23 protein-coding genes and 4 pseudogenes are annotated in these 24,614 nt (G+C 69.9%); 14 read left to right on the plus strand and 13 right to left on the minus strand.

Annotated features, from left to right (window positions below; genetic code table 11):
- The first annotated feature begins 93 nt into the window (after positions 1–93).
- Together tnpC and ACN28F_RS21015 are read left to right on the plus strand one after the other, a co-directional pair.
- The gene (gene tnpC / locus ACN28F_RS21010) at positions 94–1,749 is read left to right on the plus strand and encodes an IS66 family transposase (RefSeq protein WP_421359340.1); all 1,656 of its coding nucleotides are present in this window, start codon (positions 94–96) and stop codon (positions 1,747–1,749) included.
- A 225-nt stretch (positions 1,750–1,974) separates the two neighbouring features.
- Positions 1,975–2,445 carry a hypothetical protein gene (locus ACN28F_RS21015; protein ID WP_421359342.1) on the plus strand — a complete coding sequence of 157 codons (471 nt, stop codon included), beginning with the start codon at positions 1,975–1,977 and terminating at the stop codon, positions 2,443–2,445.
- A gap of 242 nt (positions 2,446–2,687) precedes the next feature.
- On the opposite strand, the pseudogene ACN28F_RS21020 reads toward ACN28F_RS21015, so the two are convergent.
- A pseudogene (locus ACN28F_RS21020) lies at positions 2,688–2,842 on the minus strand (IS5/IS1182 family transposase); the annotation flags it as partial.
- 10 nt (positions 2,843–2,852) lie between these two features.
- Here ACN28F_RS21020 and ACN28F_RS21025 point away from each other — a divergent pair.
- A pseudogene (locus ACN28F_RS21025) lies at positions 2,853–3,824 on the plus strand (polymorphic toxin-type HINT domain-containing protein); the annotation flags it as partial.
- Positions 3,821–4,315: an SUKH-4 family immunity protein gene (locus tag ACN28F_RS21030; RefSeq protein ID WP_421359344.1), complete on the plus strand. Its 495-nt coding sequence runs from the start codon at positions 3,821–3,823 to the stop codon at positions 4,313–4,315. The pseudogene ACN28F_RS21025 and the gene ACN28F_RS21030, both read left to right, overlap by 4 nt.
- A 127-nt stretch (positions 4,316–4,442) precedes the next feature.
- On the opposite strand, the gene ACN28F_RS21035 is transcribed toward ACN28F_RS21030, so the two are convergent.
- From ACN28F_RS21035 to ACN28F_RS21045, 3 genes are all read right to left on the minus strand, one after another.
- Positions 4,443–5,462: a hypothetical protein gene (locus ACN28F_RS21035; RefSeq protein ID WP_421359346.1), complete on the minus strand. Its 1,020-nt coding sequence runs from the start codon at positions 5,460–5,462 to the stop codon at positions 4,443–4,445.
- Positions 5,463–5,564: 102 nt separating this feature from the next.
- Positions 5,565–5,753, minus strand: a complete 189-nt coding sequence (locus ACN28F_RS21040) for a DUF397 domain-containing protein (RefSeq protein WP_421359348.1) — start codon at positions 5,751–5,753, stop codon at positions 5,565–5,567.
- Complete coding sequence (locus ACN28F_RS21045; RefSeq protein ID WP_421359350.1) at positions 5,743–6,591, minus strand: helix-turn-helix domain-containing protein; 849 nt, start codon at positions 6,589–6,591, stop codon at positions 5,743–5,745. Before ACN28F_RS21045 ends, ACN28F_RS21040 begins: the two co-directional genes overlap by 11 nt.
- 229 nt (positions 6,592–6,820) lie before the next feature.
- Here ACN28F_RS21045 and ACN28F_RS21050 point away from each other — a divergent pair, with 229 nt between their 5' ends.
- On the plus strand, positions 6,821–6,964 hold the full coding sequence (locus ACN28F_RS21050; protein WP_421359352.1) for a hypothetical protein: 144 nt from the start codon (positions 6,821–6,823) through the stop codon (positions 6,962–6,964).
- A complete protein-coding gene (locus ACN28F_RS21055; protein WP_421359354.1) occupies positions 6,961–8,175 on the plus strand; it encodes a helix-turn-helix domain-containing protein in 1,215 nt (404 codons plus the stop codon). The genes ACN28F_RS21050 and ACN28F_RS21055 overlap by 4 nt, the downstream gene beginning before the upstream one ends.
- Before the next feature lie 16 nt (positions 8,176–8,191).
- Here ACN28F_RS21055 and ACN28F_RS21060 read toward each other — a convergent pair whose 3' ends face one another.
- The 3 genes and pseudogenes from ACN28F_RS21060 to ACN28F_RS21070 all read right to left on the minus strand — a co-directional run.
- Positions 8,192–8,491: a helix-turn-helix domain-containing protein gene (locus tag ACN28F_RS21060; protein WP_421359356.1), complete on the minus strand. Its 300-nt coding sequence runs from the start codon at positions 8,489–8,491 to the stop codon at positions 8,192–8,194.
- Between the two features lie 50 nt (positions 8,492–8,541).
- A pseudogene (locus ACN28F_RS21065) lies at positions 8,542–8,859 on the minus strand (helix-turn-helix domain-containing protein).
- A pseudogene (locus tag ACN28F_RS21070) lies at positions 8,856–9,092 on the minus strand (type II toxin-antitoxin system RelE/ParE family toxin); the annotation flags it as partial. The pseudogenes ACN28F_RS21070 and ACN28F_RS21065, both read right to left, overlap by 4 nt.
- Positions 9,093–9,155: 63 nt before the next feature.
- Between ACN28F_RS21070 and ACN28F_RS21075 the strand changes: the two are divergent.
- Both ACN28F_RS21075 and ACN28F_RS21080 read left to right on the plus strand, forming a co-directional pair.
- On the plus strand, positions 9,156–9,554 hold the full coding sequence (locus ACN28F_RS21075; protein ID WP_421359358.1) for a hypothetical protein: 399 nt from the start codon (positions 9,156–9,158) through the stop codon (positions 9,552–9,554).
- Positions 9,554–11,995: a DUF4132 domain-containing protein gene (locus ACN28F_RS21080; RefSeq protein ID WP_421359360.1), complete on the plus strand. Its 2,442-nt coding sequence runs from the start codon at positions 9,554–9,556 to the stop codon at positions 11,993–11,995. Before ACN28F_RS21075 ends, ACN28F_RS21080 begins: the two co-directional genes overlap by 1 nt.
- Before the next feature lie 72 nt (positions 11,996–12,067).
- On the opposite strand, the gene argG is transcribed toward ACN28F_RS21080, so the two are convergent.
- Entirely contained in the window at positions 12,068–13,486 is a 1,419-nt protein-coding gene (gene argG, locus ACN28F_RS21085; RefSeq protein ID WP_282223750.1) for an argininosuccinate synthase, read from the minus strand.
- A gap of 298 nt (positions 13,487–13,784) precedes the next feature.
- Between argG and ACN28F_RS21090 the strand changes: the two genes are divergently transcribed.
- The 3 genes from ACN28F_RS21090 to ACN28F_RS21100 all read left to right on the plus strand — a co-directional run bounded on the left by ACN28F_RS21090 (position 13,785) and on the right by ACN28F_RS21100 (position 16,725).
- Positions 13,785–14,372, plus strand: coding sequence for a hypothetical protein (locus ACN28F_RS21090; protein ID WP_289209642.1), 588 nt, complete (start codon positions 13,785–13,787; stop codon positions 14,370–14,372).
- A 5-nt stretch (positions 14,373–14,377) separates the two neighbouring features.
- Positions 14,378–15,046: a copper resistance CopC family protein gene (locus tag ACN28F_RS21095; protein ID WP_289209643.1), complete on the plus strand. Its 669-nt coding sequence runs from the start codon at positions 14,378–14,380 to the stop codon at positions 15,044–15,046.
- Between the two features lie 125 nt (positions 15,047–15,171).
- Entirely contained in the window at positions 15,172–16,725 is a 1,554-nt protein-coding gene (locus ACN28F_RS21100; RefSeq protein ID WP_289209644.1) for an NAD(P)-binding domain-containing protein, read from the plus strand.
- Positions 16,726–16,752: 27 nt separating this feature from the next.
- On the opposite strand, the gene ACN28F_RS21105 is transcribed toward ACN28F_RS21100, so the two are convergent.
- From ACN28F_RS21105 to ACN28F_RS21120, 4 genes are all read right to left on the minus strand, one after another.
- Positions 16,753–17,352: a nitroreductase family protein gene (locus ACN28F_RS21105; RefSeq protein ID WP_421361459.1), complete on the minus strand. Its 600-nt coding sequence runs from the start codon at positions 17,350–17,352 to the stop codon at positions 16,753–16,755.
- A 189-nt stretch (positions 17,353–17,541) separates the two neighbouring features.
- Positions 17,542–18,663, minus strand: coding sequence for a carboxylate-amine ligase (locus ACN28F_RS21110; RefSeq protein WP_421359363.1), 1,122 nt, complete (start codon positions 18,661–18,663; stop codon positions 17,542–17,544).
- A 28-nt stretch (positions 18,664–18,691) separates the two neighbouring features.
- Positions 18,692–19,858 carry a M20/M25/M40 family metallo-hydrolase gene (locus ACN28F_RS21115; RefSeq protein ID WP_421359365.1) on the minus strand — a complete coding sequence of 389 codons (1,167 nt, stop codon included), beginning with the start codon at positions 19,856–19,858 and terminating at the stop codon, positions 18,692–18,694.
- Between the two features lie 176 nt (positions 19,859–20,034).
- Complete coding sequence (locus tag ACN28F_RS21120; RefSeq protein ID WP_289209647.1) at positions 20,035–21,048, minus strand: hypothetical protein; 1,014 nt, start codon at positions 21,046–21,048, stop codon at positions 20,035–20,037.
- A gap of 214 nt (positions 21,049–21,262) precedes the next feature.
- Here ACN28F_RS21120 and ACN28F_RS21125 point away from each other — a divergent pair, with 214 nt between their 5' ends.
- Complete coding sequence (locus tag ACN28F_RS21125) at positions 21,263–22,519, plus strand: extracellular solute-binding protein (RefSeq protein ID WP_289209648.1); 1,257 nt, start codon at positions 21,263–21,265, stop codon at positions 22,517–22,519.
- A gap of 69 nt (positions 22,520–22,588) precedes the next feature.
- Positions 22,589–22,942 carry a hypothetical protein gene (locus tag ACN28F_RS21130; protein WP_289209649.1) on the plus strand — a complete coding sequence of 118 codons (354 nt, stop codon included), beginning with the start codon at positions 22,589–22,591 and terminating at the stop codon, positions 22,940–22,942.
- Positions 22,943–22,971: 29 nt separating this feature from the next.
- Here the strand turns inward: ACN28F_RS21130 and ACN28F_RS21135 are convergent, their stop codons facing one another.
- A complete protein-coding gene (locus tag ACN28F_RS21135; protein WP_289209650.1) occupies positions 22,972–23,661 on the minus strand; it encodes a DsbA family oxidoreductase in 690 nt (229 codons plus the stop codon).
- Positions 23,662–23,868: 207 nt separating this feature from the next.
- Here ACN28F_RS21135 and ACN28F_RS21140 point away from each other — a divergent pair, with 207 nt between their 5' ends.
- Entirely contained in the window at positions 23,869–24,588 is a 720-nt protein-coding gene (locus tag ACN28F_RS21140; RefSeq protein WP_289209651.1) for a helix-turn-helix transcriptional regulator, read from the plus strand.
- The last annotated feature ends 26 nt before the right edge of the window (positions 24,589–24,614 follow it).

A 24,614-nucleotide genomic window follows, 5' to 3' on the forward strand; every position in this document is an offset into this window, starting at 1 on the left:
CCGTGGTGGTGTTGATTTGCGGCCGTGACGGTCTCGGTTGGTGCTTCGGTGGAGGCGGATGCTGACGCGGGGTTGAGGTCTGCGCTGGCTCGGGTGGTGGAGGCCAACGAGCGGTGGGAGCGGTTGGCCGGGCAGTTGCGGGAGGAGAACGCGGCGCTGCGGGTGGAGAACGAGCGGTTGCGGGAACGTGATGTGCGGCGTGAGGCCGAGTTGGAGCGGGTGTCGGCGGAGTTGGCGGTGTTGCAGCGGTTGGTGTTCGGGCGTTCGTCGGAGCGGGTTCGGCCGCAGCCGACGGCGGGCGACGGTGACGGCCAGGGTGGGTATGGCGGTGAGCCTGGCGAGCGTGAGCGGGAGAGGGCACCGCGGCGGGGGCCGGGAGGGCGGGCCGGTCGCAGGGATTACTCGCATCTGCCGCGGGTGGAGGTGGTGTGGGACTTCGCCGGGGGCGGGTACTGCTGCCCGGACTGTTCGTCGCGGTTCGAGGCGTTCGACGATCACGCCTTCGAGCAGGTCGATTGGCGGGTGACGGTGCGGGTGGTGGTGCACCGTCGGCGCCGGTACCGGCGGCGGTGCCGGTGTGCCGGGGCGAGGACGGTGACCGCGCCGGGCCCGCCGAAAGCGGTCGGCAAGGGCCGGTTCAGTAACGGGTTCATCGCGATGCTGCTGGTCGAACGGTTCGTGGCCGGGCGCTCCCAGAACTCCCTGATCGCCGGGCTGGCACGCCAGGGCGCCGAGGTCAGCTCCTCGACGTTGGTCGGGACCTGCGCGGCCGCCGGGACGTTGCTGGCGCCGTTGGAGGAGCGGATTGTCGCCCGGTCCCGTGATTCGTGGCATCTGCACGCCGACGAGACGTCGTGGCACGTGTTCACCCCCGATGGTGGTGACGGGCCGGCCCGCTGGTGGCTGTGGGTGTTCATCGGCGCGGACACCACCTGTTTCGTGATGGACCCGACCCGCGCCGGCGCTGTTTTGGCCCGCCACGCCGGGATCGACACCGCCACCGGACAGCTGACCCCGCACGCTGATGGTGGGCCACGGCGGCTGGTCGTCTCCAGCGACTTCTACACCGTCTACGCCTCGGCCGGGCGTAGGACCGACGGCCTGACCAACCTGTACTGCTGGGCCCATGTCCGCCGGTACTTCGTGCGCGCCGGGGACGCGAACCCGACCCAACTGGCGTATTGGACCCGAGACTGGCTGGACCGGATCAAGGCCCTGTACCACGCCCACGACGAGCTGACCGACGCGTGGAACGCATCCACGGCCGTCGCAGGGACGGCGGCGACCCGGCTGGACGACGCGTACACCGCCTGGGACACCGCCCTGCAGGCGATCGACACCGCCCGGCAGGCCCAGATGGCCAGCCCCGGCCTGCAACAACCCGCGAAGAAGGCCCTGGCCACCCTGGACCGCGAGTGGGACGGCCTGACCGCGCACCGCGACTACCCGATGATCAGCCTGGACAACAACACGTCCGAGCGGGCACTGCGACGGCCCGTCATCACCCGCAAGAACGCCTACGGCTCCCGCACCGACGACGCCGCGCGCCTCGCCGCGACCGTCTGGACCGTCACCGCCACCGCCGAACAGGCCGGCCTCAACGTCCTGACCTACCTCACCGCCTACCTCGACGCCTGCGGTCGCAACGGCGGCAGACCCCTGACCGGTCCGGACCTCCAACGATTCCTGCCCTGGACCGCGTCCCCCGCCGACCTGCACACCTGGGCCCAGCCACCCCCGACCGGCTGACACCCACACCGACCACCGCGACGGCGACGCCACACCCGGCCACGCCGACCATCAGCATGCCCGCAAACCGCGTCGCCCAACCCCACGAGACTTGGGACTACTTACGAAGTATCTGCTATCCGATGCTCAGTGGCAACGGTATGAGGTTTGGCGGCGCAGGATACTTCGGCGGCAGGGCGGATAAGACTCCGTTCTCATATTTCTGGCAGGAGGGCTAGCTAGGTCATGGAAAGCGTCAGGCTGACGGAAGCGGTCGGCTACACCGTCGGTGAACTGCTCTTGATCTCGGCTGAGGCGTTCGACGCACGCGTCGCCGGAACCACTCTGCGGCGTGTGCTTATCGACTGGCCTTGGCGGGAGATTGACCCTGATTCCGCCAACTCCTGGGACGGAACCGTGGCCTTTCCTCGCGATCCTGATTCGTACGATTGGTGCAACACTCCATGGCGCCTAGAGCCCGATCCATCCGATCTTGAGGCAGGCGACTCATGCTTTATAGGGATCCCGCCCACCAAAGTGATTGTGATTGGAATCGAAAAGTTTGAGCCGCCGGCTGACTTTGGATTTCTGCCTCGACCCGAGTATGTTCTTGAGGTTGTTCCGGTAGACATGCTCGATGATGAAGAAGCCGGATTCGTGCTCTATCTGAACGGCGAGGAACCTATCGAACTTGAGCGGGTCTCAGTGGACGGCTGAAAGTCGGGGACGCTGCCGCACGAGAATCGGTTGGCTCGTTCCGTCGTGGATGACTATTGGGAGCCCAGATTCTTGGCCGACGCTCATTATCGAGGTACGCCGGCGTAGTCTGCTGCTTGTCCCCAAGACGGCGACGGTAGTGATTCCCAATCTTCTGACGGGTGCGCTGAAGACCTCGATACTCCCGGATGATTCCCCAGCGATCGGCCGACCTTCAGTGCAAATCCCTACGCGGGTCTGTGAGTGACGATGACGGCGAGGAGCGGTCCGAGGGTCTCGGTGACGATGCCGCGTTCGCAGCCTGCGATCTTCTTTCCGGCATCGATGCCTTTTGTGGATAGTGGTACGTTGGTGGAGGTCTTGACTCCTGTCTGTCCATGACAGACGCAGCGGGTTGGATAAGGCGGAGCGGCCGGGCCAGCGGAGGCGGCGGTAAGAACACCTCCAAACCCGGCGGCACCACCGGCGCCAGCTCACGCTCCAACGGCGGATCCAGCGGCGGCGGAGACAAACCCGCCGACAGCTGCCCCCTCAAAAACAGCTTCACCCCCGGCACCAAGGTCCTGATGGCCGACGGCACCACCACACCCATCGAGGACGTCAAACCCGGTGACAAGGTCATCGCCACCGACCCCGAAACCGGCGAAACCGAGGTGGAGACCGTTGCCGCCACCATCACCGGCGACGGCATCAAACACCTGGTGAAGATCACCATCGACACCGACGGCCACCACGGCCCGGAGACCGCCGAGGTGACCGCCACGGACGGTCACCCCTTCTGGGTGCCCGAGTTGGGGGAGTGGATCGACGCCGTCGACCTGCAGCCCGGCCAGTGGCTCCAGACCGGCTCCGGCACCTGGGTCCAGATCGCCGCCATCGAACGCTGGTCCACCCAGCGCGCCGTCGTCCACAACCTCACCATCGCCAACACCCACACGTACTATGTGCTCGCCGGCAACACGCCGGTCCTCGTACACAACTGCGGTGAGGCCGAGTACGGAAGCACTGATCTCAGTGTTGAAGTCATTAAGAAGCGCTTGGAGGAGGGCAACCAGTTGAACAATGGTGCAGCTGCACGCTATCTCGATGCTGACGGCAATGGGCGGATCGCGGTGGCTTTTTCGGGTGGCGGTAAGGGGCGGAAGTTCCATGCAGAGCAGAAACTAATTGCCAGACTCGGCAAGGAAAACATTCTAGAGGTATATTCTGAGCTGCAACCTTGCTCAGGCAGGGGGGCGAGTTGCTCGGCGTCGTTGGGGGGTATCAAGCAGTCCTGGTCATGGAAATGGACTACGTCGGCCGCTAGTGCCACTTCAAGAAAAGATCAGGCTATCGCGATTAAGAAGGTGTTTTCGGAGGCGGCGGCAGGAATATGGTGATCACTGGCGAATTAGAGCCTAGATTTCGATACGAGGAGAGTATTCTCACCTTGATTCGGAAGTCGGATGCGCGCGACTATCTGTTGCGTCGGGGCCTTCCTGTGGATAATCCTCTGTTTTTTCCCATGACTGCATATTCGCATACCGAGGAGGGCCGTGAGTTCATCGTCATCGGCAATGATGGAACCGATGATGTTGGTCTGTACTGTGTGGATATCGATACAGGGGAAGTCGCAATCACGAGCCTTGGCGTGGAAGTTGGAATCGGGCATGTCAACGCGTCACCGTACGCCTTCGATCGGTGTATCTCGGAGTTCATCCGCGGATGTCCATATGGGAGCCATGGCAGCGAGCGGGAAGAGCTGGAATTGATCAGCGCGGATCTTGGTCGAGTCTTGTCGGGTATCGACGGCTCCATTTTCGATGAGGATCCGGGATTCTGGTACACGCTGCTCAACGATGTAGCGATCGGCGACTATGTGGGGCCATGAGGATGGCGATGGCAGGATCCGGGGGCGGCCGGTCATGCAGGTGGATCACTCCAAGAGGACTCAAGCAGCTAGCTGCGCTGGTTGATCGCTTCGGATGCGCAGGGTGACGGTTGCCTGTTTGGTGTACTCAGGTGGCGATGCGGTCTTTGGCGCCGGTGCAGAATCGGCGGACTGCGGGGGTGCGTCGGTAGGGGCCGAGTGCGCTGACGAGGTTGCGTACGTGCTTGATGCATCTGGCGGAGGTGACCTGGCCGGTGAGGGTCTGGACGGCCTGGTCGCCGAGGGCGAGTGCCTTGTCCAACTCGGGTTGGTCCTGGCGGACGTAGGTGGTGGCGAGCAGGGCGTTGCGCAGCGCGCCTTCGCGGCTGTACTCGTTGTCCTGGAGTCGCAGTGCTGCCCGGAGGTGTTCGCGGGCGCGGGTCCAGTCTTCGAGTTTGACGTAGCAGTAGCCGGCTTGGGCGTGGGCCTGGGCTTCGTTGATCCAGTACGCCCAGTCGGGGTCGCCGTGTTCCGGGCGTTCGTCGGTGAGCCGGTCGAACGCGCTGTCCAGTGCACGCCGCGTGTCGGCCACGGCGTGGTTGTTGGCGTACGCCTCAGCGGCGCGCAGGTCGAGAATCGTCCCGACTTTCGGGCTGGTGGCGGGGTAGCTGGCCCGTGCGGTCTCGGCGAGGGTGATCGACTGCCGGAGCTGGCCGAGGTCTTTGGCCTGGCAGGACATGAAGCCGAGGATGTTCGCGCCGAGGCCACGGTCACCGGCGGCGTGAGCCTGGTAGAGGCCGGCGATCCAGAACCGTTGCGCCTGGCTGTGGTTGCCGGCGTCGAACGACAGCCAACCGGCCAGGCGCATCAGCTCACCAGCAGTGCCGTGAAGCCGCCGCCCCACCGAGTCGGTGTACCGGCGCTCGCGTAGCACCTCGACCACGGTCGCCAGGTGCTGACAGACCAGGCCGAGCGTCTGGCCGCTGCCGAGGTGGTCGTCCATCCGCCGCAGGCTCGCCGTGACGGTGTCCAGGTGGTCGACGACCTCACCGGACAGCGGCCGATTGGTCGCCGAGGCGACGTCGGCCGGCTGCTGGGCGATGATCCACTCGTGTGCCGGCGACGTCAGCGCGGAACCGAGCAGAGTCAGGTACCTCGGTCGGTGCATGCCGCCTCCCGACTCGGCAATATCATCGGGCCGTGACCGACGCAGTCGGTGCGCTCGTGGCGGCCCATGTGGAGAGCCGCCACGAGCAGGGGGAGTCAGGGATTACGGGCGGGCGCCGTCGGACTTGAGGGTGGTGGTGAAGGTGGTCCAGGCGGCGGGGTCGAAGGTCAGCGTCCCGGAGGCGGGGGCTTTGGAGTCGCGTACGTCGATCTGGGTGCCCCGGTCGCGGACCTCGACGCACTGGCCGTTGCTGCCGGATCGGCTCGACGTGCGCCAGGCGTTACGTTCCATCCTCGCTCAGCTCCTTGATCAGCTTGACCGACTCGGCGGGCGACATAGCCAGCATCCTCAGATTGTCGTACGCCGCCGAGATTCGCGCCAGGTCGCGGGTTGACTCAAGGAACAGCTCACCGGCAAGGGTCTCGATGTAGCCGAGTGGTGGATCGTCTCGCTCGAAGCTGAGCAGTGCGAAGCCGCTGCTGTCGGCCAGGTGTGCGCCGGCTTCGAAACGCAGCACCTGGATCGTGACGTTGGGCAGTTCGCTGAGGGTGACGAGGCGGGCGAGTTGGTCGCGAAGCACCTCTGGGCCGCCGACCTCGGTGCGCAGTGCCGCCTCGGACAGGACGGCGTGCAGCCGCAGCGGTGTCGGTTGCCGGTGCAGCACCTCCTGTCGGGTCATCCGGGTGGCGACGCGTTGGTTGACCGTGTCCGGGTCGACCTCCCGGCCGATGATGTTGACCGCGCGGGCGTAGCGCTCGGTCTGGAGTAGACCGGGCACCAGCGTCGGTTCGTAGTTCTTCAGCTCGACGGCTTCGGTTTCGTAGGCGATGTACGTCGCGTACTTGCCGCCGACCCGCTGCCACCAGCCGTCCTCGCGCAGGTCGCGGGCCTGGGCCAGCAGCGATGAGCCGGGCTCGGCGTCGAGCGGGACGCCGTAGGCGACCAGCAGTTCCATGACGTCACCGGCGCGCGGCTTGATCTCGCCGGACTCGATCCGGCTGATCCGCGACGACGAGCAGCGGACCGACTTGGCGACTTCCTCGCCGGTCAGGCCCTTGGCTTCACGGAGCTTACGCAGCTCGCGGCCGAGCCGCCGGGAGCGTGGGGTGGCTGGGGCAAATCGAGGCATGGCCATGATTCTGCACGATCCCCACTCATCTGTCTGCCCCTGAGGACATGCTCTGACTCATTAATCATGAACCTGGTCTTGCTATGCATCAAGTGATGCTGCAGTCTGTAGTCGACACACCACGGATCAGCCCTGCAGCGGTGCCGTTGCGGCAACGCGGTGACCAGCCAGCGGGTCGGGGCGCGGCAACGCCCCGACCCGCCGACCCCACCAGAAGGTGAGAGTGCTCGTGATCGCCAGACTGCTACCGATCGTCTTCGCCGGCCTGATGCCCGGCTTCCTCCTCGGCCTGTTCACATTCCGGGTCAAATCCCGGTGGTGCCCGCGCTGCGGCGAAACCACCGAAGCCATCCACCGCAGCATGCACCAATGACCGCGCCCGGCCGCCACCGCATCACCGAACTACCCATCGGCCGGCGGATCGCCCAACTCCGCACCCGACGCGGCCTCACCCAACAGGTCTTCGCCGACCGCATCGGCAAATCCCACTCCTGGGTCGACAAAGTCGAACGCGGCATCCGCTCCCTCGACCGCATCTCCGTCATCCACACCATCGCCAACGTCCTCGGCGTCACCCCCGACGTCATCCTCGCCCCCACCACCAGCAGCCGACCCGAACCCGCCACCAACACCACGGCCGCCGTCGAACACCTCCGCACGGCCCTCGCCCGCTACGACACCCCCACCCCCGACCAACAGTCACCCTCCGCCGCCGACCTGCACCACCGCATCCAGTACGCCCACAGCGCCTACCAGCACGCCCACTACCCGCAACTCCTCCGCACACTGCCCGACCTGCTCACCCACACCCGCCACACCACCACGGCACGAGCCGATGCCGCCCACCTGCAAACCCGGATCTACCGACTCACCGCCCACCTACTCACCAAACTCGACGAACCCCACCTCGCCTGGCTCGCCGCCGACCGCGCCATCACCACCGCCACAGGCCACCCCCGACACACCGCCGCAGCCGCCATCCCACTCGCCCAAGCGTTACGCGCCCTGCACCGACCCACCCTCGCGATCCAAGCCGCGCTCACCGCCGTACCGCTGATCGACCCGGCCGGGACCAACGACGCCGCACCCGACGACCATGCCCTCGCCGGCACCCTGCTCATCGAAGCCGCCCTCGCCGCCGCCACCGGCAACGACCCCACCACCGCCCACCACTACGCACACCGTGCCGCCCAGCTTGCCGCCACCCGCCCCGGCGACAACGACGCCACCACCACCGGCTTCGGGCCCACCGCCGTCGAAGTTGCCCGAGCCCACATCGCCACCATCCTCGGCGACCCGCACCAGGCCATCACCCACCACCAATACGCCACCGCCGGCCACGGCTGGCGGGAACTACCCGCCGAACACCGCGCCGCCCACCTGATCGACATCACCCGCGCCTACCTCGACACCGGCAACCCCACCGCCGCCACTCACGCCGTCATCGCCGCCGACCAGACCGCCCCCGCCGAAACCCGCACCCGACCCACCGCCCACACCGTCGTCGCCACCCTCCTACGGACCAGCCCCACCCCCGACCTGACCCGCCTCGCCACCACCATCGGCCTCACCCCACGACCCTGACCAGCCGGCAGCCTTGCTACGCGGCGGCGTCGCGGGGCTCGAAACCGACCTTCAGGCTCACCTCCAGCGCTGCCGCCAGTCTTTCCAGCACCACGAGTGTCGGCACGGTCCCGCCAGCCTCGAACCGGGCCACCGCAGACTGCGTCATCCCTGATGCCGTGGCCAACTGCGTCTGACTCCAACCGCGACGCTCACGCAACTCACGCACCGAACGACCGAGCTCGAACGCCAACCGCGCCGCCTCGTACGCCTCAGCGGCACCCGGCTCAGCCAACCGCCGCTCCCGCATCGCGGCCCAACCGCCACCCTCACCCATGACTAGATCCAACGCCGTTGCAGCCTGAAGCTGCCGGGCGAGGGCGCAGGTCAGGCGATCGCGGCGATGTCGCCGTCGTCGAAGTAGATGGCCTGGTGCAGTCGGCCACCGAGCGCGGCGGCCTAGCGGGCCACCACATCCTGCCCGGAGATCTTGCCCTGCTCGATCTGGGAAACCCGGCCCTTGGTGACGCCCATCCGGTCGGCGACCTGCTGCTGAGTCAGACCCCGGGCCCTGCGTACCTCGGCGAGGCGGTGCCCGACGACGGTGGCCAGCAGCTCCCGCTTGCCGGCCTCGACCGCCTCCTCACCGCCGGCCCGCTCGACATAGGCACTCCGGACGTCGCTCCAACGGGTGTAGCCCATCACGGCTCCCTTTCCTGCTCGGCGCGTTCCTTCAGGTAGATCTCGTAGCGGTGTTCGGCCAGTGGGATGGCTTCGGTGTACCACTCGTTCCACCGGCCGGTCTTGTCGCCAGCGACGAGCAGGATGCTGGAGCGCCAGGGGTCGAAGGCGAACAGGATCCGTACGGTTCCTGGACGCAGCTCCTTAAGGTTCGCGATCGACGACCCCTGGATCGTGTCCACCAGCGGCCGGCCCAGGTCGTGCCATCGCCGGGGTCGGTCGGGGCTGGTTGTCGCAGGGCGGACCTAGACTGCGGCGCCATGGCGATGGTGACCTTTGTCGACGAGAGCACTGCCGGGGCCCGTACCCCGGCCTGGGCGCTGCGGATATTCGAGGAGCGACTGACGCTGCGGGAGCTGATCCGTCGGCGGATCCACCAGGAGGTGGCCGAGTACCACGCCGCCGAAGGGGTCGTGCCGACCCGGTCGCTGGTGGCGCCGACCCCGGTCGAGCAGACCCTCAACGGTGACCCGGCGGCCCGCCGCCGCCCCCGGGTCGACCCGGACACCCAGGTCGCGCTCGCCGAGACGGCGTTTCGCCGCAACGGGTTCGTGGTGCTGGTCGGTGACCGGCAGGTCGAGGACCTCGACGACGAGGTCGACCTGCGCCGGGACACCGAGGTCACGTTCCTCAAGCTCGTACCGCTGGTCGGTGGCTGATGTCGATCACGGGCAACACCGAGCCGTGGCGCGCCGAGCGGCTGCGTGAGCTGGTCGCCGGTGCCGACGTACCCGGCCTGGCCAGCTATCTCTACCGGCACGCCTGGCAGGTCGTCAACAAGGCGGAGCACCGGGCGCTGCTGCGGCCGCTGTCCCGGCCCGATCTGGTACGCCTGATGCGTGCCCTGATCGACGTCCGGCTCGACGGTCGTCACCTGCCGTGGGCGGCGACGGAGCTGTTGTCGCAGCTGGCCCGGCGGCTGCCCGACGACCTGTCCGCCGAGGACGCCGAGGCCCTGGGCGCGTTCGTCGTCCTGGCTCCGCACTCGCTGCCACCGACCGCGTTGGAGCTGGTGGCGCGTCGGCTGCAGGACACCAGCGGGCTGCCGGACGACGTACTGAAATGGGTGCAGCTGCGGTCGGGGGAGAGCCCACGGCTGCGGCAGTTCCTCGCGGAGCGGGGCAGCGTACCGCTGGAGCCGGTGGACCCGTGGGCCGCGCAGATCCTCACCGAGCTGCCGACCCTCGGCCCGGCCTGGCCCCGGCTGCTGGCGCACGCCAGCACCGCGACCGCCGCCCGCCCGCCGGCGGCCTGGCTGAAGGCCGCCCGGGAGCTGCTCGCCGAGGTCGACCCGGCGCAGGCCCGTACGGTGCTGGACCGGTGGCTGACCGCCGCGTCGGTCACCCCGCAGCAGGTGCCGGACGCCGGCAACGCCGACGTGCTGCGGGGCCTGCTCTGGCTGGCGGAGCTGACCGGCCCGACGACCGACCAGGTACGCCTGTTCGGCGTACTGGTCGAGGTGATGTTGCGGCGGCTGCCGGGGGTCGGGCCGGCCTGCCCGAAGATCGCCAACGCGGCGGTCGGGGTGCTGGGCCGCCTCGACGGTGACGCCGCCCTGGCCCAGCTGGCCCGGCTGTCGGCGCGGCTGACGTACAAGGGCACCCGCAACGAGGTCGACAAGGCGCTCGACGCGCGGGCCGCCGCGCTCGGCATCGGCCGGGACGAGATCGAGGAGCTGGCGGTCCCCGACTACGGGTTGACCGACGTCGGTCGGCACGAGGTGACGGTCGGCGGCTGCCGGGTGGAGCTGTCGGCGGGCACCAGCACCGTCGCGGTGACCTGGCACAACGACGCCGGCCGGGTGGTGAAGTCGCCTCCGGCGGCGGTACGGCGTGACCATCCGCAGGTCGTGGCCGACGTGAAGGCGCTGGCCAAGGACGTTTCCGGGATGTTGGCGGCGCAGTCGGCCCGACTGGACCGGCTCTTCCTGGCCCGACGCGACTGGAGCCTGTCGGTGTGGCGGGAGCGCTACCTGGACCATCCGCTGGTCGGCGTCCTGGCCCGGCGGCTGCTGTGGCTGGTCGACGGGGTGGTGTGCGGCTGGGCCGACGGCGCGCTGCGGACGGTCGACGACACCCCGGTGTCGGCCGCCGACGACGCGGTGGTGCAGCTGTGGCATCCGATCGGGCGGCCGGTGCCGGAGGTGCTCGCCTGGCGGGAGTGGCTGGAGCGCCACCGGGTGGTGCAGCCGTTCAAGCAGGCCCACCGGGAGGTGTACCTGCTGACCCCGGCGGAGGAGTCCACCGGCACCTACTCGAACCGGTTCGCCGGGCACGTGCTGCGCCAGCACCAGTTCCATGCGCTCGCCGCCGCCCGGGGCTGGGCGGACAAGCTGCGGTTGATGGTCGACGACACGTATCCGCCGACGGTGCGGCAGCTGCCGCAGTGGGGGCTGCGGGCGGAGTACTGGGTGGAGGGGATCGGCGACGACTACGGCGTCGACACCACCGACAGCGGTACCTACCTGCGGCTGGTCACCGACCAGGTGCGGTTCTATCCGATCGACGCCCCCGGCAACGTGGCGCACGCCAGCGGCGGCGGCTACACCGGCGGCCGGTGGGGCACGCAACGGGCGCCGGTGGTGCCGATGCCGCTGAGCGAGGTGCCGCCGCTGGTGTTCAGCGAGGTGCTGCGCGACGTCGACCTGTTCGTCGGGGTGGCCAGCGTCGGCAACGACCCGACCTGGTCCGACGGCGGGCCGGCGGGCCGGTTCCGGGACTACTGGTCGTCGTACAGCTTCGGGGAGTTGTCGGCGACGGCGCAGACCCGCCGGGACCTGCTGGCCCGGCTGCTGCCCCGGCTGGCGGTGGGTGCCCGGGCCAGCATCGACGGCCGGTTCCTGGTGGTCCGGGGTGAGCTGCGCACCTACAAGATCCACCTGGGGTCGGGGAACATCCTGATGAGCCCGAACGACACCTACCTGTGCATCGTGCCGGACCGGTCGGCGACGCGCCCCGGTGATGACCGCCACGACGCGTTCCTGCCGTTCGAGGGGGACACCGTGCTCGCCGTGATCCTCAGCAAGGCGATGCTGCTGGCCCGGGACACCGAGATCACCGACGTGACGATCACCCAGCAGATCGGCATCGCCACCGGCTGAGGACGTCGGCGAGCTGAGTACGCCGGCGGGGGTGCACCGACACGTCGGTGCACCCCCGCCGGCCTGCTGGTCTCAGTCGGTGCCGGACTCGATCGCGGCCCGGTCCAACGCGTCCGGCTTGACCGACACATCCTCACCGCCGGTGCGGACGATGTCGGTGGCGCCGCCGAACGGCAGTTCGCTGATCAGTCCGCTGCCGGGCAGCAGCGGGCCGTCGGCGACGTACTGCTCCAGCTTGTCCCGGGAGTCGGCGATGTCGAGGTTGCGCATCGTCAGCTGGCCGATCCGGTCGTCCGGGCTGAACGCCGGGTAGTGGCTGCGCTCCATCGACAGCTTGTCCGGGTGGTAGCTCAGGTGCGGCCCGGTGGTGTCGACGATCGAGTAGTCCTGGCCGCGCCGCAGCCGGACGGTGACGCTGCCGGTGACCGGGTAGCCGACCCAGCGGTGCAGGCTCTCCCGCAGCATCAGCGCCTGCGGGTCGAACCAGCGGCCCTCGTACAGCAGCCGCCCGAGCCGGCGGCCTTCGATCTGGTACGCCGCGACGGTGTCCTCGTTGTGGATGGCGGTGAGCAGCCGCTCGTACGCGATGTTCAGCAGCGCCATGCCGGGGGCCTCGTAGATGCCCCGGCTCTTGGCCTCGATGATCCGGTTCTCGATCTGGTCGGACATGCCCAGCCCGTGCCGGCCGCCGATCCGGTTGGCCTCGTGCACCAGGTCGACGGCGCTGGCGAAGCCCTGGCCGTTGATCTTCACCGGTCGGCCGTGGGCGAACTCGACGGTGACGTCCTCGGTCGCGATGTCGACGTCCGGCTGCCAGAACGGCACTCCCATGATCGGGGTGACGATCTCGATCGAGGTGTCGAGGTGCTCCAGCTGCTTCGCCTCGTGGGTGGCGCCCCAGATGTTGGCGTCGGTGGAGTAGGCCTTCTCCGCCGAGTCGCGGTACGGCAGGTCGCGCTGCGCCAGCCAGTGCGACATCTCCAGTCGGCCACCGAGCTCGGAGACGAACGCGCCGTCCAGCCACGGCTTGTAGATCCGCAGCCCCGGGTTGGCCAGCAGCCCGTACCGGTAGAAGCGTTCGATGTCGTTGCCCTTGAACGTCGAACCGTCACCCCAGATGGAGATGTCGTCGGACTGCATGGCCTGCACCAGCATGGTGCCGACGACGGCCCGCCCCAGGGGGGTGGTGTTGAAGTACGTCTGCCCGCCGGAGCGGATGTGGAAGGCGCCGCAGGCCAGCGCGACCAGGCCCTCCTCGACCAGCGCCGCGCGGCAGTCGACCAGGCGCGCCTTCTCGGCGCCGTAGATCAGGGCCCGGTCGGGTACGTCGCTGAGGTCCGGCTCGTCGTACTGGCCGACGTCGGCGGTGTACGCGTACGGGACGGCGCCGCGTTCACGCATCCACGCGACCGCGATGGATGTGTCCAGGCCGCCGGAGAACGCGATGCCGATCCGTTCACCTACGGGCAGTTTGCGCAGCACCTTCGACATGGCCGTCAGTCTAGGCGAGGGCGGGCGGGCCGGGCCGGGCCGCCCTCACCTCCGGCGGCGTGACCGGCCGACCGTGGGAAGCCGGCGGTGCCCCGACGTACGGGCTGCGCCCCGCCGTCCTGTTCGGGTGCCCTCGACCGCATCCGAGCCTTCGCCGAGTGTTGCGACAAATGCCGGTGGCTCGGTCATGCGCCAACTACGACCCGGCAACTGCCCAGTCTGGGAGAAGAGTCGCGCGCAACGGTCCGATAGTTTCATCACACTTGGTCAATCTCTGCCTCACGGAAGGTGCGCGCTCATGGCTCAGGACGTCGCCGCCGCGCCGGGCGGGCTGCTGGCGCGGCTCAACGGTGCCCACCACAAACTGGCCCTGAACGGATTTCTCGCCGTGGTGATCGCCCACTGGGCCGAGCACCTGGTGCAGGCGTACCAGATCTGGGTCCTCGGCTATCCCCGGCCGCAGGCCCGCGGGGTGCTCGGCCAGTGGTTCCCCTGGCTGGTCACCTCCGAATGGCTGCACTACGGCTACGCCATCGTGATGCTCGCCTTCCTGTTCCTGCTCCGGCGCGGCTTCACCGGCCGGGCACGCACCTGGTGGACGATCGCGCTGGCCATCCAGTTCTGGCATCACATCGAACACCTGCTGCTGCTGATCCAGGCGCAGACCGGCACCATCTTCTTCGGCCAGCCGGTGGTCACCAGCGTGGCGCAGTTGATCATCCCCCGGGTCGAGCTGCACCTGTTCTACAACTCGGTGGTGTTCGTGCCGATGCTGATCGCGATGTACCTGCACCTGCGGCCGAACGCCACCGAACGGGAGCAGATGAGCTGCAGCTGCGCCGGTCACCGTACGCCCGCGCAGCGGCTCGCCCCGCACACGGCCTGATCCGGATGCGGCCCGACCTGGACCCGGTCCGGCGGGGATGGCGGCGGGGGCGGCGGCGACCTGCGGCTGCCGCCGCCTTCGCCGGCCTCGCCGCCATCGTCGGCCTGCTCACGGTCACCCCCGGCCCGGCGCACGCCGACGACCGGACGGCGGACGTGACGGCCCAGCCTGCGGTGGTGGTGGCCCAGCGCGCGGCGGTGGCCGCCGAACCGGTGGCCGGCGCCGTCCTGGCCGAGCCGCCGACGGCCGTGTCGGTGACCTTCGGCGACACCGTCCAGCCCGAACTGTCGCACCTGGATGTCTTCGACGCCGACGGACAGCGGCTCACCGGCGGCGGCTTCGACCAGCCCACGCCCACCCGGATCCGGTTGCCGGTCGAGTTGACCGCCGCCGGGGACTACACGGTGGCGTACCACGTCACCTTCCCCGACGGCAGCAGCGCCTCCGACGCGTACCGCTTCAGTGTCGGCACCGGGGTGCCGCCGGCGCCGCTCGCGGCCGCCGACCGGCAGGCCCGCGTCGACGAGGTGTCCGCGCACGCCCACCAGATCGACGGCTTCAGCGCCACGCTGCTGATCATCGACGGGGTGGTGCTGCTCGGCGTGATCCTGATGCTCTGGCTGCGGCCCCGTGACGGCCGACCGATGACCTACCGGCCCGACGACCCCGACTGACGACCCCGACAGACGAGCCGGGAACCCTCGCTCCTCATCGGACCGGGAAATACCGGGTCGCGGTATTGACCGTCCGGCGCGGGTGCTCGATCGTCGTGGATATTCCGAACCCCGGGGAGACCACGATGACGCACCCGTCCGGCGTTACCGAGCACCACCGGTACCTCATCATCGGCGCCGGTCCGGCCGGCCTGCAGCTGAGCTACTACCTGCAGCAGGCCGGCTGCGACTATGCCACAGTGGAGCGGGCCGAGGCGCCGGGGGAGTTCTTCCGGCGGTTCCCCCGCCACCGGGGGCTCATCTCGCTCAACAAGGTGCACACGGTCAGCACCGACCCGGAGATCCGGCTGCGCTGGGACTGGAACTCGCTGCTGCACGAACCGTTCGACCTGCCGTTCGCCGACTACAGCAGGCAGTACTACCCGAGCGCCGACGACATGGTCCGCTACCTCGTCGACTTCGCCGCGCACCACCGGCTCGCGATCCGCTACGGGGTCGCCGTCGACCAGGTGACGAAGCAGGACGGGATCTTCCTGGCGCACACCGCCGACCGGATCTACAGCGCCGACTGCCTGATCATGGCGACCGGCTGGGGCCGACCGAACATCCCCGATGTCCCCGGCATCGAGCACGCCGTCGGGTACGAGTCGATGAGCACCGACCCGGCCGACTACGCCGGGCAGCGGGTGCTCATCCTCGGCAAGGGCAACTCGGCGTTCGAGACCGCGTCAGCGATCCTCGGCCACGCCTCGATGGTGCACCTGGCCAGCCCTCGGCCGATGCGCCTGGCCTGGAACACCAAACACCCCGGCGACGTACGCGGACACCACGGCGCGGTGATGGACAGCTACCAGTTCAAGACGCTGCACTCGGTGCTCGACTGCGTCGTCGACGAGATCGTGCCGACCGGCGAGGGCTACCGGGTGCATCTGACGTACACCCACGCCGACGGCGAGACCGCCGTGATGGACTACGAGTCGGTGCTGCGCTGCACCGGCTTCGCCATGGACACCTCGGTGTTCGGCGCCGGTGCCCGGCCCCGACTGGTGCCCAGCGGCCGGATGCCGGCCACCGCACCCGACTGGCAGTCCGTCGACGTCGACGGGCTCTACTTCGCCGGCACCATCGCCCAGGACCGTGACTTCAAGAAGGCCTCGTCGGCCTTCGTCGACGGCTTCCGCTACAACCTGCGCACCCTGACGGCACTGCTGCGCGAGCGGTACGAGGGCGTACCGCTGCCCTTCGACACGGTGCCCGCCGACGCCGAGACGCTGACCGGCGTGCTGCTGGACCGGGTCAACTGGAGTTCCGCGCTGTGGACGCAGTTCGAGTTCCTGGTCGACGCGGTCGTCGTCGACCCCGGCACCGGGCAGGCCCGGCACTACCACGACCTGCCGGAGGATCTCGTGGCGGCGCGGTTCGCCGACGAGGAGTACTGCTACACGTTCGGGCTGCGCTGGGGTCGGGACCCGTACCCGGACGTGTTCGCCATCGAGCGTCACCCGCAGCCGGACCGGGCTGCGGAGAGCGCCTTCATCCACCCGGTGCTGCGCCGCTACCGCCACGGTGAGCTGGTCGACGAACTGCACCTGCTGGAGGACCTGCTGGCCGAGTGGCGCCGCCCCGACCGGCACGTCCTGCCGCTGCAGGACCATCTCGCCAAGGACCTGCCGCGCTGACCGCCCGCAGACTGGCGTCGGTCACGGTCACCGCCGCACCAGGACCTCGCTGAGTGGTTTGCGCTCCAGTTGGGGCACGGTGACCCCGTCGGCCGGGTAGCCGACCGGCATCACCACGCAGGCGCGTTCCTCGGCGGGCCGGTCGCAGATCTCGTTGAGGAACCGCATCGGGCTCGGCGTGTGGGTGAGGGTGGCCAGCCCGGCCAGGTGCAGCGCGGTGATCAGCATCCCGGTCGCGATGCCCACCGATTCCTTGACGTAGTACGGCTTCGGGGTGTGCGGCCCCTGGTGCACCTCGAAGACCACGATCACCACCGGGGCGACCTCGAGGAAGGGTTTCTCCCAGTCGGTGCCGATCGGGGCGATGGCGGTGAGCCACTCCTCGGAGGCGCGCCGGTGGTAGAACTCCCACTCCTCGGCCTCGGCGGCCTGCCGCAGCCGGCGTTTGCGCTCCGGGTCGGTGACCACCACGAACCGCCACGGCTGCAGGTTCGCCCCGCTGGGTGCCGACGCGGCTGCCCGGACCGCCTCGTCGATCACGTCGAGCGGCACCGGCTCGGCGGAGAAGTGCCGCACCGACCGGCGGGCGGCCATCCGGTCGGCGAAGTCCCTGGCGGTACGGCTCATGACCGCCGGTTCGAGCCGGTCGAGTTGTAACGGGGTGGTCAACGGTCCTCCAGCCGGAGTCGGGGTCGCCACCTCAGGATGCGCCACCGCGTGACCATATGGTTACTCAGAATTGCGTTCCTGCTGCGACGCCGGTCCGCCGGCAGCTCAGCCCGCCGGTCCGCCTGGTCCGCCTGGTCCGCCGTCGGGTCAGTCCGCGGTGCGGTCGGCGAGCCAGTCGACGACGGCGGCGGCGTCACCGCCGTTGTCGGCCGCCACCGCCCGCTGCCGGCGGGCACCGGTGCCCTCGGCGCGGACCCGCCCCCACCAGTCGACGACGAACGGGTGGGCCTCCTGGTCGTGCAGCACCGGTGCGACGGTGTCGATGAGCGCGCCGACCAGGTCGGCGGCCGGCCGCAGCCGGCCGGTGAACAGGTCCAGCCCCTGACCGTCGAGGCCGTCGCGGGCCGCCCGCCAGTACGCCGCCCGGAGCTGCTCGACCGGTACGTCGACCGGTGGCTCGCCTCGGCGTACCGCTGCGCACAGGTGGGTGACCAGCGCCCGCACCACGGCCGCGTACAGCGCCGACTCCTCGGCGGTGACGGCGCTGTCGGCGACCCTGACCTCCAGGGTGGGCTTGGTGTGCGACGGCCGGACGTCCCAGAAGATGGTGCCCTCGTCGACCATGGCACCGGCGGCGAGCAGCGAGTCGACCACCTGCTCGTAGTGCGTGGCCGAGGCGAACAGCGGTGGCGGCCCGGCCACCGGCCACCGCGACCAGGTCATGGTCCGCCAACTCGCGTACCCGGAGTCCCGGTTGTCCCAGTACGGCGAGTTCGCCGTCAACGTGAGCAGCACCGGCAGGTACGGCCGCAGGTGGTTGCCGACCTGCACCGCCAGCTCCCGGTCGGGCATCTCGACGTGGACGTGCAACGCGCATATCGCCAGCTCGTCGTGCAGACCCCGGAACGTCTCGGTGCCCCGGGTCTGTCGGGGCCCGACGGTGATGGGCGGTGGCACCGGGCCGGCGATCACCGCGGATCCGCTGGCGACGACGCGCAGCCCGCGCGAGCGGGCACAGTCGGCGATCACCTTGCGGGCCCCGGTGAGCTGCGCGACCAGGTCGGCGACGCTCGCGCACGGCGCGGTGCGGGTCTCCACCTGCAGCGGGGTGATCTCGCCAGCGACCCGGTCGGCGAGGTACGGCGCGGCGTCCCGGACGATCTGGCCCGCCTGCGGTACGGGGGCCCGGCTGGCCGCGTCGACGACGATGAACTCCTCCTCCACACCGAACCGGGGAGCCGGATCCGGTGGACTGCTCGATGGTGGCATGGTGGGGGAGTCCCTTCTCGACCGAGGTTCACCGTTCGCCGATCGCGGTTGACCGGAGCGTAGTCGTCCGGGTCGAGGCGCGGGGCCCGTCGGTCGTCCCGGTCGTCCCAGCCGTTGCGGCGATTGCGGTCGTCCCGGTGATGTCGGCGATCATCGCGGCGAGCAGCGCCGTGCGGTCCGGCATCTGCGACACGTCGACCCATTCGTGGCGGGCGTGCGCGCCCCCGCCGACGCCGCCGAGCCCGTCCAACGTGGCCACACCCAGCGAGCCGGTGAAGTTGGCGTCGGAGGCGCCGGGCGCGTGCGCGCCGTCGATCGGCGCCAGCCCCATCCGGCCGCCGGCCGTGCGGGCGATCGCCAGCAGCGGCAGTGCCACCTGCTCCGGCAGCGGGTAGCGGTTGACACCACCGTCGACGGTGACGGTCGCGCCGGCCAGGTGAGGGGTGACCGCCCGGATCATCCGGTCGACCCGGTGCAGCTCGTCGCGGGTCCACGCGCGTACGTCCACGCTGAATTCGGCGGACTCGGGCACCTGGTTGGTCATCCGGCCGCCGCTGAGCATGGTCGGGGTGACGCTGGTGCCGTCGGTGGCCAACGCCCGTACCGCCAGCACCTGATGGGCCAGTTCGACGGCGGCGTTGACGCCCCGGTGCGGCTCGACTCCGGCGTGCGCGGCCCGCCCGTGTACGGCGATCCGGTACACCGACCCGCCCTTGCGGGCGATCTTGAGCGCGCCGTCCTCCGTGGCGGGTTCACCGACCAGTACGGCCCGGGACCGCGCCGCCTGCTGCTCGATCAGGGCCCGGGAGGTCGGCGACCCGCTCTCCTCGTCCCCGGTCAGCAGCAGACCGACCCGCGAGGTGTCCGGGAGCAACGCCAACGCGGTGACCATCTGGACGATCCCGGACTTCATGTCGCACACTCCGGGGCCGGTCGCGATCGGGCCGTCGACCCGGAACGGCCAGTCGTCGATCGTTCCGGCCGGCCACACCGTGTCGTAGTGCCCGATCAGCAGGACCCGCTGGTCGCGGGCGGGCCAGAGCAGGTGGACGACGCCGTCGACGACGACCCGGCGGGCCGGGCGGCCCAGTGCCGCGCTGCCCCACTCGTCGAGCAGGTCCGCGCAGGCGGCGAGCTGCCCGGGTGCGCCCGGTGGTGACTCGGCGGCGACCAGTACGCCGAGTCTGTGCGCCATCGTCGATGCCTGGCCCTGTGCTTCGCGTCGGATCGCAGCTGCATCCATCATGGATCCGATGGTCTGGCCGTGCCGCGTCGGCTGACAAGCTTCCTGGTTGCGTTCCATGCGGGTGCCGGTGCGCGGCCAACGCAGTGGCGGGCAACTGAGCACGTCGGGACAACGACCGGGCTGGTTCAGCGGCTGTTGTACGGCATCGTCGGGAACCAGCCGTAGTCGAACATGGCGGGCAGCCGCACGTTCCAGTAGACGATCATGAAGACGCCGAGGGCGATCAGCATTGCGCCGGTGATCGCGGCGGTCCTGGCCGGGTCGCTGGCGAGCCAGCGGACGAACCGGCCCCGACTGGCCACGATCAGCAGGGCGAACAGCGCCGACACGATGACGATGTTGCCGATCGACTGCAGGACGAACGCCCCCGCGCCGTACAGCGGGTTGCCGTTGTCCACCGCCCACAGGAAGAGCTTGTTGAACAGCGGGTACGGTCGGCCGATCAGGAAACCGCCGACGAGCGCGCCGAGCAGCACCACCCGGGCCACCGGCCGGCGCGCGAACGGGTCGGGCAGCATTCCCACGACGGCCAGGCCGAGGTAGACGAAGACCAGCCCGATGACCCCGAACACGACCATCGCCTGGATGAGTCGGACCGGCAGGCCACCCACCGAGGCGGTGGACAGTTGCGGCAGTCGGTCGCCGAGCAGCACGCCGATCACGCCGTACGCGGCGGAGACGGCGACCATGCCGACGGTGAGCCAGCCGATCGGTTTCACCAGGACCCGCAGGCCGGAGCCGGTCGCGCCACCGGCGCTGCTACCGCCACCGCCGGCGCTGCCACTGCCGGCCTGGCTCATCGGGCCGATCGACGCGGCCATCGCGATGTTGCAGGCGGTGAAGGTGCCGGCGAGGCCGGAAACGAAGGCGAAGACGAGCGCGGCGGCGGTGCCGCCGATCGCGGTGGCCTTCGCGTCGTGGCCGAGCAGTGCGTTCGCCACGTTGTCGCCGATCACGTGGTCGACGAACTCGTAGGACCAGAGGATCGCCAGGAGGACGCCGGCAGCGATGGCGGCGACGACGATCCGGCCTGCGGTGGCGGGCCGGCTGGCGGCAGGCCCGGTGGCGGCGGGCCCAGTAGCGACGGGCCCGGTGGTGACGGGCGGCGGAGCCGAGGATCCACTTCTGGGAGTCGTCATGACAGCGAATTATCCGCTGGGTGATCAGATAGTTCCTCTCCGATGTTGCTGACTCTGACGTGGTGTGCTGCTGACCTTGACGTACGGCCGTGTCTGTTGTCGCCATCCGTCACACCCTTGACATCTCCCCGTAGTGTGACCCACACAACCAATCGCCAGATGTCGATCTTGGGCGTGCGGGTGTCGGCGACGTCGTAGAGAGGGGGGGGAGTCAATGCCGGAGCAGTACTCCCGGCGGTCGTTTCTCAGCGGGGTGCTGGCCACCGGGACCTTCACCGCCGCCACGTTCTACCTGATGCCCGGCGGTCGCCGGCCCCCGTCGGTGGAGCTCACACTCGCCACCGGAGCCGACCCGACCGGCGCCCGTGACCTGCTGATCTCGATCTGGAACCGGAACAATCCACAGACCACCGTCCGGGTCGAGACGATCGCCGTCGGCTCCGGCGACGAGCGGCAGATCATGCTCGACAAGGCCCGGCAGGGCGCCGCCGACCTGCTCAACCTCGACATCATCGACGTACCGGAGTTCGCTGACCAGGAACTCGTCGCCGCGCTCCCGCTCGGTGACAACGGGCCGCTGCTGCCCTCGTTGCGCGGCATCCACCGGGTCGGCGCCGACGACAGCCACTACTGGGCGGTGCCGTTCAACACCGACGTCGGGATGCTGTTCACCCGTACCGACGACGACGCCGAGCCGCCGGCACCCCCGCCGTCGCTGCCCGAGCTGCTCGACACCGTCCCCGACGGCAGCCAGCAGTTCATCGGACAACTGCGGCCCAGCGTCTCGGCGTTCTACGAGGCGTTCGTCGTCAACGTCCTGGAACACGCCGCCGCCCAGCGGCCCGGCGTCCTCAAACCCGTCGACGGACCCAGCGCCGGCGCGGCAGCCGAGCGTGTCTCCGAGGACCTCGACCTGTGGCGGAGCGCACTGACCCCGCTGCGCGAGGCGATTGCCACCGGCCGCGTCATGACCTCCGGCGACGAGACCGACTCCCGGGACCGCTTCGCCGCACCCGGTTCTTCGGCCCGCTACATGCGCAACTGGCCGGTCAAGTACCGGGAGCTGCAGCAACTGGCCAACCCGGACGTGCGGGCCGGCCGGGTGCGGGTCGACCAGCTGACCGTCGGTGTCCTCGGCGGGCAGAGCCTGGCAGTGGTCGCCCGCAGCCCGTACGCCGACCGTGCCCGCGCCTTCATCGACTTCGTGACCGGCGACGACGCCCAGAAGATCCTGGCGATGCACGGGCTCGCGCCCACCTCGATCGCCGCCTACAACGACCCCAACCTGCGGGCGGCGGTGCCGCACCTGGGCGCGATCCGTGCGGCGGTCGAGCAGGCGCTGCCCCGCCCGGCGCACCGCAACTACCGACGCTTCTCCGACGTGGTCAAGGAGCACGTCGAGCAGTTCCTCTACCAGGGGACCGACCTCGGCCCCCGGTTCACCGACGAAATGCTGACCGCCCTCGACTGACCGCCGGCCGCCCCTGCGACCGTTCGGCGGACGCTCGCCGAGTGGAGGCGACCAGGCAGGAAGGTGCCCATGGAGATCCAATCGTGGCAGATCCCGCTGCTGGTGATGGCGGGCATCATCGTCGCCGAGACGGTGACCGTGCCGGCGCTGCGCCGCTGGGGCGGCACGGTGCTCAAGCAGACCCTGCGGACGGCGTCCCTCGGCCTGCTCGCCCTGCTGCTGGTCGCCGCCCTGGTGGTCGCGGCCCTCGGCCCGTCCCTGGCCGACCAGCTGGCCAGCGTCGCCGCGACCATCTCCGGCTTCGTGGCGCTCTGGCTGACCTGGCGGTCGTACCGCGCGACGGCCGCCACGGACGGGGACCGCGCCACGGACCGGGACCGCACCGCGGACGGGGACCGCACCGCAGGTCCGCCGGCCGGTTGACGGCCGTCGACCGGCCGGCGGTGCGTCGGTCAGCCGGTGGCCGCCGTGTGCGCCGCCCGCAACGTGGCGGTGAACACCTCGACCGGCTGCGCACCGGAGATACCCCACCGGTCGGCGACCACGAAGAACGGCACCCCGGTCGCGCCGCGCTGCCGGGCCGCCCGCACGTCGGCGGCGACCTCGGCCGCGTACCTGTCGCCGGCCAGCAGCCGCCGGACCTCGTCGGCGGCCAGGCCGACCTCGACGGCGAGCCGGGTCAGGGTCTGCGGGTCGTCGAGCACCTCGGCCTCGATCAGATGCGCCCGCAGCAGCCGCTCGTGCATCGCCCCGTCGAGTCCGTGCCGCGCGGCCAGTTGGGTCACCCGGTGCGCGTCGACCGTGTTGACCATGATCGCCCGGTCCAACGCGTACGTCAGCCCTTCGGCCGCGGCCAGCTCGGTCACCCGTTGCGTCATCACCCGTACCTGCTCCGGCGCGGCCCCGAACTTCGCCGCCAGCATCTGCGGCACCGGTTGGCGTACCCCGCGCGGGTGGGTCGGGTCGAGCAGGAAACTGTGCCAGTGTACGTCGACCACGTCGGCGTACGGCAGGTCGCGCAGCGCCGCCTCCAACCGCCGTTTGCCCAGGTAGCACCACGGGCAGATGACGTCGGACCAGACGTCGACCCGGACCCGCACGCTGCTGTCCAGGTCGGTGCCGGTCGGGTCGGAAACGCTCATGATCACCTCTCAGGTCGTCGGCGAGCCTACTGCCGGTGACGGCAGTTCCGCACGGAGAGTCAGGACGGCGTACACGAATATCCGGGGTACCACCCAGTAACCAGTGGAAGCCGGGATGATCAACTGCCACGATGATCCGCACTGACCGCCCGATCCGGGCCACTTCAGTGTGCCGCCGGCCGAAGTGAGCAGAGAATGGACTGCCGAATGAGCAGTCCGACGGGCCACCGTACCGTCGTGGAGACCACCAGCATCCTCAACGCCGCCCGTACGGAAACCAGCCCCGGCCACGGCGCCGATCCCGACCTGATCGGTGGGATCCGGTTGCGCCCCGACGCCCGCGCGGTGCAACTGGACCGGTACGGCCGGGTCGTGCGGGTGTCGGCCGGCCTGACCCGATGGATCGGCTGGTCCGGCGCCCAACTCGCCGGTCGCCCCTTCGAACTGGTCCTGCACCCCGACCGGCGGGCCTGGTTCCGGCACCGGTTCAGCGTCCTGCTGACCGACGCCTACCCGCACTTCGTCGGCCTCGCCGAGGTCACCGCCACCGACGGTCGCCTCGCCGCCAGCCACGTCACCGCCGTCGCCGTGCGCGGCATGGAGCCGCCCGCCGACTCCGTGCTGGTGCTGCTCACCCCGGAGAACCGGGTACGCCGCCCACAGCTGACCGAGGTCGGCGCCCGGGTCCTGGAAGGCCTCGCCGGTGGCGCCTCCACCGCCGAACTCGCCGCCAGCATGCACCTGAGCCGCAAGGGCGTCGAATACCACGTGACCGCGCTGCTGCGGCAGGCCCGGGTCACCAACCGGACGGCGCTGGTCGCCTGGGCGTACCACTGTGGAGTCCTGGTGCCCGGCAGTTGGCCGCCCCGGCTGGCCCCCGAGGCCCGCGAGTCCATCCGGCCCCGGGCCCGCGCCGGCACCTCCTGACGGGGCGACCGGGAGCACACACGGAA

Origin of the sequence: Solwaraspora sp. WMMA2101 (assembly GCF_049179175.1) — a bacterium.
GTDB lineage: Bacteria > Actinomycetota > Actinomycetes > Mycobacteriales > Micromonosporaceae > Micromonospora_E.

What these genes read in the sequence shown, in the direction of transcription:
- ACN28F_RS21015 (WP_421359342.1), top strand. Translation starts at nt 1,975, where the DNA reads ATGGAAAGCGTCAGGCTGACGGAAGCGGTCGGCTACACCGTCGGTGAA.
- argG (WP_282223750.1), bottom strand. Translation starts at nt 13,486, where the DNA reads ATGTCGAAGGTGCTGCGCAAACTGCCCGTAGGTGAACGGATCGGCATC.
- ACN28F_RS21095 (WP_289209643.1), top strand. Translation starts at nt 14,378, where the DNA reads ATGCGGCCCGACCTGGACCCGGTCCGGCGGGGATGGCGGCGGGGGCGG.
- ACN28F_RS21125 (WP_289209648.1), top strand. Translation starts at nt 21,263, where the DNA reads ATGCCGGAGCAGTACTCCCGGCGGTCGTTTCTCAGCGGGGTGCTGGCC.
- ACN28F_RS21060 (WP_421359356.1), bottom strand. Translation starts at nt 8,491, where the DNA reads ATGGGTGAGGGTGGCGGTTGGGCCGCGATGCGGGAGCGGCGGTTGGCT.
- ACN28F_RS21090 (WP_289209642.1), top strand. Translation starts at nt 13,785, where the DNA reads ATGGCTCAGGACGTCGCCGCCGCGCCGGGCGGGCTGCTGGCGCGGCTC.
- ACN28F_RS21055 (WP_421359354.1), top strand. Translation starts at nt 6,961, where the DNA reads ATGACCGCGCCCGGCCGCCACCGCATCACCGAACTACCCATCGGCCGG.
- ACN28F_RS21135 (WP_289209650.1), bottom strand. Translation starts at nt 23,661, where the DNA reads ATGAGCGTTTCCGACCCGACCGGCACCGACCTGGACAGCAGCGTGCGG.
- ACN28F_RS21080 (WP_421359360.1), top strand. Translation starts at nt 9,554, where the DNA reads ATGTCGATCACGGGCAACACCGAGCCGTGGCGCGCCGAGCGGCTGCGT.
- ACN28F_RS21110 (WP_421359363.1), bottom strand. Translation starts at nt 18,663, where the DNA reads ATGCCACCATCGAGCAGTCCACCGGATCCGGCTCCCCGGTTCGGTGTG.
- ACN28F_RS21045 (WP_421359350.1), bottom strand. Translation starts at nt 6,591, where the DNA reads ATGCCTCGATTTGCCCCAGCCACCCCACGCTCCCGGCGGCTCGGCCGC.
- ACN28F_RS21040 (WP_421359348.1), bottom strand. Translation starts at nt 5,753, where the DNA reads ATGGAACGTAACGCCTGGCGCACGTCGAGCCGATCCGGCAGCAACGGC.
- ACN28F_RS21130 (WP_289209649.1), top strand. Translation starts at nt 22,589, where the DNA reads ATGGAGATCCAATCGTGGCAGATCCCGCTGCTGGTGATGGCGGGCATC.
- ACN28F_RS21140 (WP_289209651.1), top strand. Translation starts at nt 23,869, where the DNA reads ATGAGCAGTCCGACGGGCCACCGTACCGTCGTGGAGACCACCAGCATC.
- ACN28F_RS21105 (WP_421361459.1), bottom strand. Translation starts at nt 17,352, where the DNA reads ATGAGCCGTACCGCCAGGGACTTCGCCGACCGGATGGCCGCCCGCCGG.
- ACN28F_RS21035 (WP_421359346.1), bottom strand. Translation starts at nt 5,462, where the DNA reads ATGCACCGACCGAGGTACCTGACTCTGCTCGGTTCCGCGCTGACGTCG.
- ACN28F_RS21075 (WP_421359358.1), top strand. Translation starts at nt 9,156, where the DNA reads ATGGCGATGGTGACCTTTGTCGACGAGAGCACTGCCGGGGCCCGTACC.
- ACN28F_RS21100 (WP_289209644.1), top strand. Translation starts at nt 15,172, where the DNA reads ATGACGCACCCGTCCGGCGTTACCGAGCACCACCGGTACCTCATCATC.
- ACN28F_RS21115 (WP_421359365.1), bottom strand. Translation starts at nt 19,858, where the DNA reads ATGGCGCACAGACTCGGCGTACTGGTCGCCGCCGAGTCACCACCGGGC.
- ACN28F_RS21120 (WP_289209647.1), bottom strand. Translation starts at nt 21,048, where the DNA reads ATGACGACTCCCAGAAGTGGATCCTCGGCTCCGCCGCCCGTCACCACC.